The following is a 13,098-nucleotide window of genomic DNA, read 5'->3' on the forward strand; positions in this document are numbered from 1 at the left end:
GATATGCCAGTGTGACCCGGGTCATGCGCCAATGTCAACAGTCAATGTTTGAGGTTGACTGTCAACAATGAAACGCCTACAGTGATTCACATCACCCCGCCCGTTCAGAGGATCAATGAAGATGTTCAACTCCCGACTCGGCTGCTCGTCCATCAGCTTCCGCCACCAGGACCTGAGCGCGGCCCTGAGGACCATCGGCGGCCTTGGCTTCGAAGAAATCGACCTGGGCGCCCTGCCCGGCGTCTGCGACCACGTTCCGTATGAACTGGATGCGAACGCCGTCACGGCTGTCACCGCGGAGGTTGCCGCTTCCGGGCTGCGGGTCCGCTCGGTCAACGGGGACATTGGGGACCTCAATGCAGTGCTCGACGCCGGCGGGCAGGGCGCCCGCGAACGGCACCTGGAGGCGCTGCTCACCCTCGCGGCCAATACCGGTGCGAAGGCGCTGGTGCTTCCGTGCGGTGCCCTGGGCCACCATCCGGTCCGGAGCGTCGACGAGGACCTGGACACCATCGCGGCCCAGCTCATCCATGCCGGGCAGCGTGCCGCTGAATTCGGCGTCGAACTCTGGACCGAATCCCTGCACTTCCTGAGGTTCTGCTGGAACCTGGAGCGCGCCGAACTGCTGGCGCACCGGTTGGCGGGCTCGCGCGTGGGAATTGTCATGGACTTCAGCCACATCGTTGCCGCCGGCGAGGACCCGCTGGAATACCTCGAACGGCATGACGGCCGGATTACCCACGTCCATATCAGGGACGCCGTACCGGGCAACATCAACCTCAGCGTCGGAAACGGCCGGGCGGACTTTGCCGCCGGGCTGCGCTCGCTCGCAGCGCGCGGCTACACCGGCCACTTCTCGCTGGAACTGGAAACCCGGGACGTCACCCACGACGAACGTCCCGCGGCCGCCGCCAAGGCAGCCAGCTTCATCACAGACCTTATCTAGAGCACAGCTTCACCCGCACCACCACCAAGCAACCCAAGGAGCACACCATGACCACCACCATCCAGCGCACTGCCGTCCTCACCGGGGCCACCTCGGACCGCGGCATCGGCATCACCACCGCACGCCGCTACGCGAACCAGGGCTGGGCGGTGGTGATCCTGGACCTCGACGGCGAGAAGTCCGCCAAGGTCGCCGCCGAAATTGGCAACGAGTTCAACGTCCCCGCCTTCGGCCACGAGATCGACGTCGCCAATGAGGGCTCCGTCAAGGCCGCCTATGCAGCCGTCAAAGCAGAAGTCACCGCCGGAAACCTGCCCCCGGTTGGCGCCCTGGCCAACATCGCCGGCATCACCTCGCCGGTGCCGTTCCTGGAGACCACCCTGGAACTCTGGCACAAGGTCATGGACGTCAACGCCACCGGAACCTACCTGGTCACCAAGGCCTTCCTGCCGGACATGATCGCCAGCGGCTGGGGCCGGATCGTGAACATGTCCTCCGTCTCCGCGCAGCGCGGCGGCGGCGTCTTTGGCAAGGTCCCCTACTCCGCCGCCAAGGCTGCCATCCTGGGCTTCACCAAGGCGCTCGCCCGCGAAATCGGCGCCACCGGCGTTACTGTCAACGCCATCACCCCGGGCGCCGTGGACACCAACATCCGCGTGGGCAGCACCGAGGAGCAGGAGGCCGCCATCAACGCCGGCATCCCGCTGGGCCGCAACGCCACCACCGAGGAAATCGCCGCCGTCATCACCTTCCTGTCCTCCGAGGAATCGGCGTACCTCACGGGAACCACCATCGACATCAACGGCGGAAGCCACATCCACTAGCAGTCTCGCCATTCAGAAGACCGAGCGCAGCCTGGAGAGCCCATCATGACCCGAATTTTCAACGATCCGTCCGACTTCGCCGAGGAAGCCCTTGCCGGTTTCTGCGACGTCCACGCCGACCTGGTCCGCCCGGTTCCCGGCGGGGCCGTGCGCCGCCAGCGCCCCGCCAAGCCCAAGGTGGCCGTCCTCGCCGGCGGCGGTTCCGGCCACTATCCGGCGTTCGCCGGCCTGATCGGCACCGGACTGGCCGACGGCGCCGTGGTGGGCAACATCTTCACCTCGCCGTCCGCGCAGCAGGCCTACGCCGTGGCGAAGGCGGCGGACTCCGGCGCCGGTGTGGTGTTCACCTACGGGAACTACGCCGGGGACGTCCTGAACTTCGGGATGGCCAGCGAACGGCTCGCTGCAGAGGGGATCCAGGTGGAAAACGTCCTGGTGACGGATGACGTCGCCAGCGCACCGCCGTCGGAAGCGGAGAAACGCCGCGGCATTGCGGGCGACTTCACCGTCTTCAAGATCATGGGTGCGGCGGCCGAGGCAGGTGCGGACCTGGCCGACGTCGTGCGTCTTGGCCGGAAGGCCAATAGCTTGACCCGAACCATCGGCAGCGCCTTCCATGGCTGCACCTTTCCCGGTGCCGAGGCTCCGCTGTTCACCCTCAAGGACCGCCAGATGGGGCTCGGCCTGGGCATCCACGGCGAGCCGGGACTGTTCGACACCGAGCTGCCGCCCGCCAAGGATCTGGGCCAGGAATTCGTCTCCCGGCTGCTGGCGGAGGCGCCGCACGGTGCGGGCGACCGCATCGCCGTCATTCTCAACGGCCTCGGCTCCACCAAGCACGAGGAACTCTTTGTCCTCTGGCTCACCGTTGCCCCGCTGCTCCGTGCCGCCGGCTACACGCTGGTCATGCCGGAGGTGGGCGAACTGGTCACCAGCCTGGACATGTCCGGAGTCTCCCTCACCATCACCTGGCTGGACGAGGAACTTGAGCCGCTGTGGACCGCCCCGGCTGAAACGCCGGCCTACCGGCGAGGCAATGCGGCGCTGCAGTCCGGTGACCGGATGGCGGAGAAAGAGTCCGACGGCGCCGCCGCACCCGATGCCTTCGAAGCCACCGAAGAGTCGCGCGGCTACGCGGCGAGCTGCCTGGCGGCGCTCGCTGCGGCCCGGGACTCCCTGCACGCGGCTGAAGCGAGGCTGGGGGACATGGACGCTGTCGCGGGCGACGGGGATCACGGGCGCGGGATGGTCCGCGGCATCGACGCGGCCGTCGCCGCAGCCGGGGACGCCATGGCCCGCGGTGCCGGAGCGGGCGCGGTTCTTGCGGCCGCCGGTGATGCCTGGGCCGACAAGGCCGGCGGAACCTCCGGCGTGCTGTGGGGCGCCGGGCTGCGGTCCTTCGGCGAAGCCCTCGGCAACCAAATGGCTCCGGGACCTTCGGAACTGGCCGCGGCTGTCGCGGCGTTCTCGGCACGGATCACCGGCCTCGGCAAGGCGGACATCGGGGACAAGACCATGGTGGACGCCCTGGTGCCCTTCGCCGAGACGTTCAGCCGGCTGGTGGCCGCTGGCGGCAGCCCCGCGGCGGCGTCGACCGAAGCGGCATGGGCCGAAGCCGCCGTGGTGTCCACCGCGGCGGCGGAAGCCACCGCCTCCCTGCGTCCGCTCAAAGGCCGTGCCCGGCCGCTCGCCGAAAAGAGCGTTGGCACGGCGGACCCCGGCGCCACGTCACTGGCCATGATCTTCACCGTCATGGGAGTGCACCTCGCAGCGCCGGTTCCATCCCGCCAGCCCGCTGGGACACCGTCATGACCATGGAAGGACAGGCCGTGGGTATCCGACTCATCCTGGGCGCCGACGAAGCCGGCGTGGATTACAAGGACCGGATCATGGAGGACCTGCAGAAGGATCCCCGGGTCACCGAAATCATCGACATCGGCGTCAACCGCAGTGATGCCCCCGAGCAGTTCACCACGCCGTACCCATATGTGGGGATTGCCGCCGGGGAAATGATCAGGGACGGCCTGGCGGACCGGGCAATCCTGTTTTGCGGCACGGGCATCGGCGTAGCCATCGCCGCGAACAAGGTGGAAGGAATCCGGGCAGCCACTGCCCATGACTCCTTCTCGGTGGAACGCTCGGTGCTGTCCAACGACTGCCAGGTGCTCACCATGGGCCAGCGCGTGGTGGGGGTGGAACTTGCCCGCAGGCTGGCCCGGGAGTGGCTGGGCTACACATTCGATCCCGCGTCCGCCTCGGCGGGCAAGGTCAAAGTCCTGACCGATTTCGAAGGCTGCTAACGCGGGACAGGACTACTCGACATTCACCTTCACGCGCTGCACCACGTTGTTGCCCATGCCCTGGTAGTTCCAGACCTGCTCCAGCGGCTGCGTTGATCCCGTGGCGTCGGTGGCCCGGCAGGCGAGCTCATGCTCGCCCCGGTCCGCCACCCAGGGCAGCGTCCAATCGCACCAGGCAAACGGCCCCGCTGGATGTCCGAGATGCGCGGTCACCCATTTCCCGTCAATCCCCACCTCCACGCGGACCACGGAGCCTTCACCGGACCAGGCCCTGCCTGTGAGCATCACCGGGCCGGCGGACAGTACCCTGCTGCGCGTGAAGAAGTCCGGGATACCCGGCGGAATCATCAGCGACCGCACCTTGATCCGGGAGACCGGAGTGCCGGCGTCGTCCGCGTCCTTCTGGTAGCGGTACGCCACCGACTGCTGGAAACCCTCGAACGGGTGGGTCAGCACCTGGATGGACTCGAGCCACTTCACGCTGGCCATGCCGTACCAGCCAGGGACCACAAGCCGCAGCGGGTAGCCGTGTTGCGGCGGCAGCTCGCGCCCGTTCATCTCGTACGCCAGGACGACGTCGGGGCGCATCGCCTCCTTGATGGGCAGGCTGCGCGCATACGTCTGCCGGACTCCGCCCTGGATGCCGGCATCGGCGCCGGTGAACACCACTTCGACCGCGTCCTCGTCAACGCCGGCCTGGGCCAGCAGGTACGCGAGCGGGACTCCGGTCCACTCCGCGGTTCCCACGCCCTCGAGCCGCCAGGGCTGGCTCAGCGGCCGCGGATGCAGCAGCGAGCGGCCGTTGCCGGCGCACTCCAGCGTGACCGGAATGCTGATGGTCGGGTCGCGGCGGAGCGCCCGGAGGCTGATTTCGACGGCCCGCTGCACGGCACCGCCAATCCGCAGGTGCCAGGAGTCGGCGTCAATGAACGGGATGTCGAAGTGCGTCAGCACGTAGTGCAGCCCCGGCGGTGTGGTGGCCTCCCGCAAGGCCTCCAGCGGCATCGAATGGTTCCGGACGGCCAGCTGCAGTTCCTCTGCGGTGAGCGGGCCGTGGGTGGGTTCTCCTGCGTGCGCCGCGGGCTTCAAGGACTGACGGCGCCGGGAAATCTGCTTCGTCATGGCACAGGTCTACGCCGCTGCCGCCGGTGCGTCAAGCGTGAGCGCTAGAGGTGATGTGCCTCCTCGAGGAAGTCCGCGAGACCCAGGGGTTCCCTTCCTGTGAGGCCGTGAACGTCCGACGTCGGGCCGGCCAGTTCGCCGTTGGCTATGGCCGTGTACGTGCTCACCCAGGCGTCCACCTGCCAGGCCGGTGCACCGTAGGACGCGCGGGAGGCATAGGCCTCCTGCACGGTTTCATTGTGGTACGTGACAGTCCGCCCGGTGCCCGCAGTAAGGAGCTCCGCGGCCCGCTGCAGGGAAATGTCCTCCGGCCCGGTCAGGTTGTAGGTCCGGCCCACGTGCACCGCCGGGTCACCCAGCACCGCCGCGGCGCACCGGGCGATGTCCGCACGAGTCACGGCAGCCATGACGCCGTCGCCCGCCGGGCCGCGGATGACGCCGTCTTCTCCGGTGAGCAACGGCAGGAAGTCGAGGTAGAAGTTGTCCCGCAGCAGCGTGTACTTCATCCCGGAGGCCTTGATCCGCTCCTCGGTGGCGTAATGATCCCTGCCCAGCGTGAACGTGCAGTCTGCGGCCGCGCCGAAAAAGGACGTGTACACCACATGCTCAACCCCGGCCGCGGCAGCCGCGTCAACAAACGCGAAGTGCGTCTGGAGCCTGTCCTCCGCCTCCGCGGCGGACACCATGAACAGCGTTTTCACGCCCGCAAGGGAGGCCTTCGCCAGCACCGGATCGGCATACGTGGAGAGCACCGGCACCCCGCCCTGAAGGTCAGGCGCCCGTAAGGCGTCGCGCACCAGCAGCCGCTGCGGCAGCCCGGAGTCGGCGAGGATCCTGGCGACGAGTCCGCCGAGCTGCCCGGTGGATCCCGTGACGGCCAGATCGGGCAGATCCCCGTCCGGCGGCGGAGCCGTCCCCGTGCCCGCGGAGCCTTCCCCGGCTGCCACGGCTAGGCCTCCCGGGACGCGGGCGACTTGGTCTGGGCCGGGTCCCGTTCGGCCAGGGACCCGATGGCGTCGTCGATCTTGTCCATGATGGCCTGGTCCAGCTTGACGCCGGCGGCCGCCACGTTGCCGGCAATCTGCTCGGGACGGGACGCCCCCATGATCGCCGAGGCCACGTTCTTGTTCTGCAGCACCCACGCGATGCTCAACTGGGCCATGGTCAGCCCGGCCTCCTCCGCGATCGGCTTGAGCTGCTGCACTCCGCTCAGGACCTCGTCGGACATCCAGCGTTCGATCATCCGGGCGCCGCCCTTGGTGTCCGTGGCGCGGCTTCCTTCCGGGGCCGGTTTCCCCGGCCGGTACTTGCCGCTCAGCACGCCCTGGGCCATGGGGGACCAGACGATCTGGGACAGGCCCAGCTCTTCGGATGTCGGGACCACCTCGGCTTCAATGACCCGCCACAGCATGGAGTACTGCGGCTGGTTGGAGATCAGCTGGAACCCCAGGTCCTTGGCGAGGGCGTGGCCGTCCCTGATCTGATCGGCCGTCCATTCGCTGACGCCGATGTACAGTGCCTTGCCCTGCCGGACAATGTCGGCGAACGCCTGCATAGTCTCTTCCAGCGGCGTCTCGTAGTCATAGCGGTGGGCCTGGTAAAGGTCCACGTAGTCGGTCTGGAGGCGCGTCAGGGAACCGTTGATGGACTCCATGATGTGCTTGCGGGACAGTCCCACATCATTGTGGCCCTTGGGTCCGGTGGGGCCGAACACCTTGGTAAAAATCTCCAGGGACTCACGGCGCTCGTCCTTCAAGGCCTCGCCCAGGACCTTCTCCGCCGCCGTGTTGGCGTAGACGTCCGCGGTGTCGAATGTGCTGATTCCCGCGTCCAGTGCCGCGCGCACGCACTGGGTGGCCACATCGTTCTCCACCTGGGAGCCGTGCGTGAGCCAGTTGCCGAACGTGATTTCGGAGATCTTGAAGCCGCTGTTGCCGAGGTATCTGAATTCCATGGTTTTCACCGTAGCCCACTTGGTTGCTCAGGGTAAGGGCTTTCCTCAAGCTACCTTCGCCGGAGCTCCGCGTACTCCAGGGAGGGGACCACGGCGCCGGCGTCCCGCTCCACGAAGTTGGTGCCCGGGGGCACCAACTCGTCGATGGCGTCCAGTACGGATTCGTCCAGCACCGTGTCCGCGGCCTTCAGGTAGGCGTGCAGGTGTTCCTCGCTCCGCGGGCCAATGATCACGCTGCTGACAGCCGGATGGTTCAGTGCGAAGCCGACGGCCAGATCCACCAGCGGAAGTTCCAGCTTGTCCGCCAGCCTGGCCAGGGAATCCGCGGCGTGCAGCTTGCGCTCGCTCGCCGGGCCGGAAATGTCGTACCGCCCGGGAAGCGAGTGGACACGCGTGGGCGGCTTCCCGGCATCCAGGACAAAGCTCCCGGAAAGCCAGCCGCCGGCCAGCGGACCGTAGGCCAGCACTCCGAGCCCGTACTGCTGGGCGATCGGCAGGACATCGCGCTCGGTGCCCCGGACCAGCATGGAATAGGGGACTTGGTTGGCGACGGGCGGGATGAGGTGGTTGGTGGTTGCCAGCCACTGGGCCTCCACCAGCTGCGCCGGGGTGAACACGGACGTTCCGTAGTAGAGGATCTTGCCTTGGCGGATGAGGTCGTTCAGTGCCGTAATGGTTTCCAGGACGTCGGTGTTGTAGTCAGGACGGTGCGCCTGGTACAGGTCGATCCGGTCCGTCTGCAGGCGGCGGAGGCTGCCCTCCACTGCCTGCATGATCCAGCGCCTCGAATTGCCGGAGTGGGCCGGGTTGGCGCTCATCTGGCCGTGGAATTTGGTGGCAATGAAGACATCGTCGCGGCGGCCCTTCAGGGCGCGGCCCACCACCTGCTCGCTCTGCCCCTGGGAGTAGACATCCGCCGTGTCCACAGCGGTGATGCCGGCGTCCAGGGCAGCGTTGATGATGCGGATGCTTTCGCCGGCGCCGGTTGGCGCGTACCCCTGGGCGGTTCCGCCGGCGGCCGCCGGGTCCGCCGGTGCGCCTTCGCCGAAGTTCATGGTCCCCAAAGTGAGCGGGCTGATCAATGTCCCGCTGCGCCCGAACACCCGTAGCTGGTTGAGGCTCATTCCCGGTTTCCTCACGTTTGACTCCCACGGCCGATTGCTGTGGATCGTCACGAGGCTACACAAAATCGGCCGGGCCAAGGCCGCTGGCGAAGCACTTCTTAGTCCTGCGTAGTCCGGGGTAACGCAGGGGCCGTCAATGACGAATTGTGAATCAGCCGGCGCGGCGGTGCTCAGCCGGCGGGATGCCTTTCAGCGCGCCTGGATGGCCGGCAAGGGAAACCAGTGAGCCGGTGTCCAGCATGGCCATCCGTCCCGGTGCGGGCGGCTTCTCGAAGGAGCGCGGGATGGCCTTGACGGTGGCGTACTGGTCCGTGGCGGACTCCACAAGGGGCGCGACCGCGCTGACGTCTTCCACCGGGGCATCCGGGCTGGGGAGATCACGCACGGTGACTTTCACCTCGGGCGGTGCCGCGGCCTGGGCCCGGGCGGCAGCACGGGCGTCTGCCCGCGCGACGGCCGCCGCCCAGTCACCGGCAAGGGCGGGAGTTTCCCGGCGGGGAGTGCTGGTGCCCGCCGGGTGTTCCTTTGCGCCGCGCAGCTTCGTTTTGCGTGCGACGGACCCAAGGCCCTTCTTCGGGCTGAATGTCCGGCGCGGCACGCGGCCGGCGTTTTCCGCAGGCGACCGGGCGGGTCGGGGGGACCGGGCGGGGCGGCGGCCGAACAACGCCATGACGGTGACGGCTACCAGCCGGCCCAGCCCCGCAATCAGCAGGGTGGCCACGAAGACGAGGAAGAGTCCGATGAACATGACGAAGGCCACACCGAGCGTGCCAAAAAAGGTCAGGTTCAGGGCAATGGTGGTGGGATCTTCCATTTACCTCTCCTCACGGCCTGCAGCGCCTGTGTACGGGCCGTAGCCACCCGCCGATAAGCACCCCTTAACAATACGGACTTTTGCCGGGCAACACGCCCGCATCGAGTCCCGCAACGGGGTTGTGTCGAAGCTGTTATCGGATATGACACAGCCGGTCCCGGCCCTGTCCGGAATATAGTCGGAGGCAGCCAATGGACGCCCCCGGCCATCCCGAAAGGACTATCCGTGCCCTACCCCGGAAACTGCCCGTGCCTGTCCGGTGAACAGTATGCGGACTGCTGCGGCCGGTTCCACAGCGGCGACGCCGAAGCCCCCACCGCGGAACAGCTCATGCGCTCCCGATACAGCGCCTTCGCGGTGCAGGACGCCGCCTACCTGCTCCGCACCTGGCATCCGGATACCAGGCCTGGGAACTCGACCTGGATCCGGCCATGGAGTGGCGCCGGCTGGACATTGTCTCGACCGTCCGCGGCGGGCCGCTGGATTCGGAAGGGACCGTTGAGTTCAAGGCCCACTTCCGGCACGGCGGCGAGCGGGGAGTCCACCACGAAACCAGCCGGTTCCTGCGGGTGGACCGCCGCTGGTACTACGTCGACGAGGCTACGCCTTAGCGGTCTGCGTCAGCTTCAACCGGAGTGAAACCGGCCCGGTCCACCTTGCGGTGGAACCGCATGCCGGCCATGCCGCCCACCACCGCACCAATCAGCGCAACCACGGCCACCACGATGGCGGCGGTAATTCCAGTGGTGGTTAGCTGTCCTTCATTGACCGGAATCCGCGGGAAGCTGTTGAGGTTCGCCAGGATGTTGAAGCGCTCGCCGGCGATCATGGCCAGCAGCGCAACAAGGATCGCGAAGATCACGGCCCAGACCCACACCATGAATCCTTGTTTGGCGCCGTTGAAGCGGGCCATGCGTCCGGCCACGTAGCCGCCGCAGTAGTAGGCCACAAAGAGGATGGCCAGCAGCACGATAATTCCTACCAGTCCCACTGTCTGGTCTGCGGACGCCTGGTTCACGGCTTCGTTGACGTCCGTGCTGGTGGCGAGCCCCACTGCTGTCCCGGCTGCTGCGACCAGGGCCGTCAGCAAGACGGCCGTTCCCGTCGCTGCCAGCCAGCCAAAGAAAGCGGAGCCGATCTTGATCCCGCCGAACTGCTCCTTCTCGCGGGCAACCACGGTTTCGCGGGTGGCGGCATTCGGGTCGGCAACAACAGCGGGTTCGGCTGTGACAGGCACCGGGTAGGCGCGGGTGTCGTCGTCGTAATCCGTGACCGCGCCGTCATTGCGGGCGGGACGCACAGCGTCAGCGTAACTCCGCCGGCCCTCCAGCCTGTCTTCCACGCCGTTACGGTCCGCCCGGCTGGCGGCGAGGCCGTCGGTGGCCTCGCCGCGGGCGCGTCGGGACTGTCTGTCTTCGGGCCCTACTGTGCTCATCAGGCGTTCTCGCTTTCATCGATCGGACCGGGACCATTTGTTTGGGCCGGCCACCGCTTTGCGGAGACGTGCATGGTGCTCTTCCCACCACCTAACCACGGCACACCGGTGGTAGCAAGGATGCTTAGCATCTGGAGCGGCGCAAAAACCAGCGTGAATCAGCGGTATTTGCGGTGCAGGTTCTCCTTCACGGATGCCCGGGGAGACGCGTCGGCGATCCATGGCCCGGTGCCTTCGGACTGGTCCAGGACCCCTGCCTCCAGCCAGGTGTAGTCGCCGGCGAGAACCCTCTCCGTGAGCGCGCGGTCGGCGTCGTCAGTATTCCGCCAGAGCTGGTCGAAGTACTCGTCGACGCGGACCCGCGCCTGTTCGCAGTAGGCTTCGGCGAGTTCGTATGCGGTGGCGGCCTGCTCGGGCGCAGTGTGGAGCATGCCTTCAGCCCGCGAACAGCAGGCCGCCATGGCGAACAGCTCGGCGCCGATGTCCACGATCCGCCCAAGGAACGCCTGTTTGTGCTCCAGCTTCGCCTGCCACCGGCCCATCCCGTAAAACGTCTGCCGGGCCAGCCGCCGCGAGGACCGCTCCACGAAGCGCAGCTGCTTGGCGAGCCGGCCGAACTCCGTGTAGGACCGCGGGTCCATTCCGGCGCCCGCCACCAGCTTGGGCAGCCACTTCGCGTAGAAACCTGAAGCGCCGACGGCGGCCCTGGCCTTGTCGGACAGGCTGGCATCCGCGGAGGCAAGGTCCCCGGCGGCGGCGAGGTGTGCATCCACCGCCTCGCGGGCAATGAGGAGCCGCATGATTTCCGAGGACCCCTCGAAGATGCGGTTGATCCGGAGGTCACGGAGCTGCTGTTCGGCCGGCACGGCGCGCTCGCCGCGCGCCTCCAGCGAATCCGCCGTCTCGAAGCCGCGGCCGCCGCGGATCTGCACCAGCTCGTCAGCTATCCGGCAGCTGATCTCCGTGGACCAGAGCTTAGCGAGGGCGGCCTCGATCCGGACGTCCTTCTGGCCGGCGTCGGCCATTTCGGCCGACAGCTCGAACACGGCGTCCAGGGCGAAGGCACTCGCGGCGATGAAGGCGATTTTCTTGCCCACTGCTTCGTGCTTGCCCACCGGCCGGCCCCACTGGGTTCGTGCGTTGGACCATTCGCGGGCGATCTTCAGGCTCCACCGGCCGGACGCCACACAGAGGGCCGGAATGGAAAGCCTTCCCGTGTTCAGGGTGGTGAGGGCGATCTTCAGGCCCTGGCCTTCCCGCCCCAGCCGGTTGGCCGCGGGGACCCGCACCTGGTGGAAGCGCGTCACCCCGTTCTCGATGCCGCGCAGCCCCATAAAGGCATTGCGGTTTTCCACCGTGATGCCGGGGGAATCCATTTCCACCACGAAGGCGCTGATGCCGCCCTTGTGGACGGTGCCGTCGGAATCCCTGTGCTCCGGGACCAGGGCCATGACCACCACCAGTTCGGCGATCACGCCGTTGGTGGTCCACAGTTTGACGCCGTCCAGAACGTAGGAATCGCCGTCGTCCGTGGGAACTGCGGTGCTGCCCATCCGGGCGGGGTCGCTCCCGACGTCGGGCTCCGTCAGCAGGAATGCCGTGATGGCGCCGGCGGCACAGCGTGGAAGGTACTCCCGCTTCTGTTCCGCAGTGCCGAACACCTTGACAGGCTCAGGGACGCCGATGGACTGGTGCGCGGAGAGCAGCGCCCCGAGGCTCGGGTGTACCGAACCCAGCAGGGCAAGAGCGCGGCCGTAGTACACGAGGGAGAGGCCCAGGCCGCCATACTCGCGGGGGATCTTCATGCCGAAGACGCCCAGCCCTGCCAGGCCCGCGATGTATTCGTCCGGGATTTTTGCGTTCCGCTCGATCACCCGGCCGGACATGGTCCTGGAGTAGGCGGTGAGGCGGGCCATGAACTCTTCGCCGCGTTCCACGTCCTCGGCCCTGGCTTCGGGCCAGGGATGGATGAGTGAAAGATCGAAACTGCCAAGGTACAAACCCTTGGCGAAGCTGGGCCGGTCCCAGGAGGTTTCGCGGGCGGCCTCGGTGATGGCGCGGGCGTCGGCCTCCGTGGCTTCCGGCCCGATCTTGTCGGGCGCTACGGGAACATCGGCGGCTGGACTGTCAGTGGCAGAGCTCACGGGGCATCTCCTCTAACCGGGGTGGCCGGCTCGAGCCCTGGGTCCGCCTCGGGTGGGGAACCCTTCAGCTGTCCCTCAATGCTACCCGCGGGTAAGTTCCCGTGCTAGGGGCAGGCTGCCCCTGAAAGTCCCCGGGGAGTTCCACGGTGGAGGCGTGGTGCACCATCCGGTCCCACAGGTGGTTGATGCCGTGGACCAATCCCACCAGGGTGCCGGCAACGATGAACCAGGCCAACCGGCCCACGCCCACGAGCACCATGGCCAGGAATCCGGCCGTCATCATGAAGCCCACGATCAGCATTCCAAACACCAGCGTTCCGATGAACACGAACGTGCCTGTTTCAACTGCACTGAGATCGAACTGCATGGTTCCCCCTGCGTCATTGCCTGGATGGATCAATTGGATGGATCGAGTAGCACGAGCGTAGGGTGCGG

General features: G+C 67.3%; 12 protein-coding genes and 1 pseudogene. 5 read left to right on the forward strand and 8 right to left on the reverse strand.

Annotated features, from left to right (window positions below):
- Positions 1–121: 121 nt before the first annotated feature.
- From JOE31_RS02460 to JOE31_RS02475, 4 genes are read left to right on the forward strand one after another with little or no spacing between them, the layout of a single operon-like run.
- Complete coding sequence (locus JOE31_RS02460) at positions 122–946, forward strand: sugar phosphate isomerase/epimerase (RefSeq protein WP_209748083.1); 825 nt, start codon at positions 122–124, stop codon at positions 944–946.
- Between the two features lie 47 nt (positions 947–993).
- Positions 994–1,770 carry an SDR family NAD(P)-dependent oxidoreductase gene (locus JOE31_RS02465; protein WP_209741979.1) on the forward strand — a complete coding sequence of 259 codons (777 nt, stop codon included), beginning with the start codon at positions 994–996 and terminating at the stop codon, positions 1,768–1,770.
- A gap of 45 nt (positions 1,771–1,815) precedes the next feature.
- Positions 1,816–3,582, forward strand: a complete 1,767-nt coding sequence (locus JOE31_RS02470) for a dihydroxyacetone kinase family protein (RefSeq protein WP_209741980.1) — start codon at positions 1,816–1,818, stop codon at positions 3,580–3,582.
- Positions 3,579–4,070: a ribose-5-phosphate isomerase gene (locus tag JOE31_RS02475; protein ID WP_245198927.1), complete on the forward strand. Its 492-nt coding sequence runs from the start codon at positions 3,579–3,581 to the stop codon at positions 4,068–4,070. Before JOE31_RS02470 ends, JOE31_RS02475 begins: the two co-directional genes overlap by 4 nt.
- A 12-nt stretch (positions 4,071–4,082) precedes the next feature.
- Here the strand turns inward: JOE31_RS02475 and JOE31_RS02480 are convergent, their stop codons facing one another.
- From JOE31_RS02480 to JOE31_RS02500, 5 genes are all read right to left on the reverse strand, one after another.
- Entirely contained in the window at positions 4,083–5,192 is a 1,110-nt protein-coding gene (locus JOE31_RS02480) for a sulfite oxidase (protein WP_209741981.1), read from the reverse strand.
- A gap of 44 nt (positions 5,193–5,236) precedes the next feature.
- Positions 5,237–6,139 carry an SDR family oxidoreductase gene (locus JOE31_RS02485; protein WP_209741982.1) on the reverse strand — a complete coding sequence of 301 codons (903 nt, stop codon included), beginning with the start codon at positions 6,137–6,139 and terminating at the stop codon, positions 5,237–5,239.
- Between the two features lie 2 nt (positions 6,140–6,141).
- Positions 6,142–7,146, reverse strand: coding sequence for an aldo/keto reductase family protein (locus JOE31_RS02490; protein ID WP_209741983.1), 1,005 nt, complete (start codon positions 7,144–7,146; stop codon positions 6,142–6,144).
- 50 nt (positions 7,147–7,196) lie between these two features.
- A complete protein-coding gene (locus tag JOE31_RS02495) occupies positions 7,197–8,270 on the reverse strand; it encodes an aldo/keto reductase (protein ID WP_209741984.1) in 1,074 nt (357 codons plus the stop codon).
- A gap of 151 nt (positions 8,271–8,421) precedes the next feature.
- Positions 8,422–9,084: a hypothetical protein gene (locus JOE31_RS02500; protein ID WP_209741985.1), complete on the reverse strand. Its 663-nt coding sequence runs from the start codon at positions 9,082–9,084 to the stop codon at positions 8,422–8,424.
- A gap of 225 nt (positions 9,085–9,309) precedes the next feature.
- Here JOE31_RS02500 and JOE31_RS02505 point away from each other — a divergent pair.
- Positions 9,310–9,695 (forward strand): annotated as a pseudogene (locus tag JOE31_RS02505) (YchJ family protein).
- Here JOE31_RS02505 and JOE31_RS02510 read toward each other — a convergent pair.
- The 3 genes from JOE31_RS02510 to JOE31_RS02520 form a co-directional block, all read right to left on the reverse strand.
- Complete coding sequence (locus JOE31_RS02510) at positions 9,692–10,522, reverse strand: hypothetical protein (protein ID WP_209748087.1); 831 nt, start codon at positions 10,520–10,522, stop codon at positions 9,692–9,694. The pseudogene JOE31_RS02505 and the gene JOE31_RS02510 overlap by 4 nt on opposite strands.
- Before the next feature lie 155 nt (positions 10,523–10,677).
- Positions 10,678–12,663 (reverse strand): acyl-CoA dehydrogenase family protein, encoded by a 1,986-nt coding sequence (locus tag JOE31_RS02515; RefSeq protein WP_209741986.1) that lies wholly within the window; start codon positions 12,661–12,663, stop codon positions 10,678–10,680.
- 64 nt (positions 12,664–12,727) lie between these two features.
- Positions 12,728–13,030 (reverse strand): hypothetical protein, encoded by a 303-nt coding sequence (locus tag JOE31_RS02520; protein ID WP_209741987.1) that lies wholly within the window; start codon positions 13,028–13,030, stop codon positions 12,728–12,730.
- Positions 13,031–13,098: the final 68 nt, after the last annotated feature.

The sequence above is a fragment of the Arthrobacter sp. PvP023 genome (assembly GCF_017832975.1).
Lineage (GTDB): Bacteria > Actinomycetota > Actinomycetes > Actinomycetales > Micrococcaceae > Arthrobacter.

Bases quoted from the DNA above. Each gene is read 5' to 3' on its own strand.
- JOE31_RS02460 (WP_209748083.1), top strand. From the start codon at position 122: ATGTTCAACTCCCGACTCGGCTGCTCGTCCATCAGCTTCCGCCACCAG.
- JOE31_RS02465 (WP_209741979.1), top strand. From the start codon at position 994: ATGACCACCACCATCCAGCGCACTGCCGTCCTCACCGGGGCCACCTCG.
- JOE31_RS02470 (WP_209741980.1), top strand. From the start codon at position 1,816: ATGACCCGAATTTTCAACGATCCGTCCGACTTCGCCGAGGAAGCCCTT.
- JOE31_RS02475 (WP_245198927.1), top strand. From the start codon at position 3,579: ATGACCATGGAAGGACAGGCCGTGGGTATCCGACTCATCCTGGGCGCC.
- JOE31_RS02480 (WP_209741981.1), bottom strand. From the start codon at position 5,192: ATGACGAAGCAGATTTCCCGGCGCCGTCAGTCCTTGAAGCCCGCGGCG.
- JOE31_RS02490 (WP_209741983.1), bottom strand. From the start codon at position 7,146: ATGGAATTCAGATACCTCGGCAACAGCGGCTTCAAGATCTCCGAAATC.
- JOE31_RS02495 (WP_209741984.1), bottom strand. From the start codon at position 8,270: ATGAGCCTCAACCAGCTACGGGTGTTCGGGCGCAGCGGGACATTGATC.
- JOE31_RS02500 (WP_209741985.1), bottom strand. From the start codon at position 9,084: ATGGAAGATCCCACCACCATTGCCCTGAACCTGACCTTTTTTGGCACG.
- JOE31_RS02520 (WP_209741987.1), bottom strand. From the start codon at position 13,030: ATGCAGTTCGATCTCAGTGCAGTTGAAACAGGCACGTTCGTGTTCATC.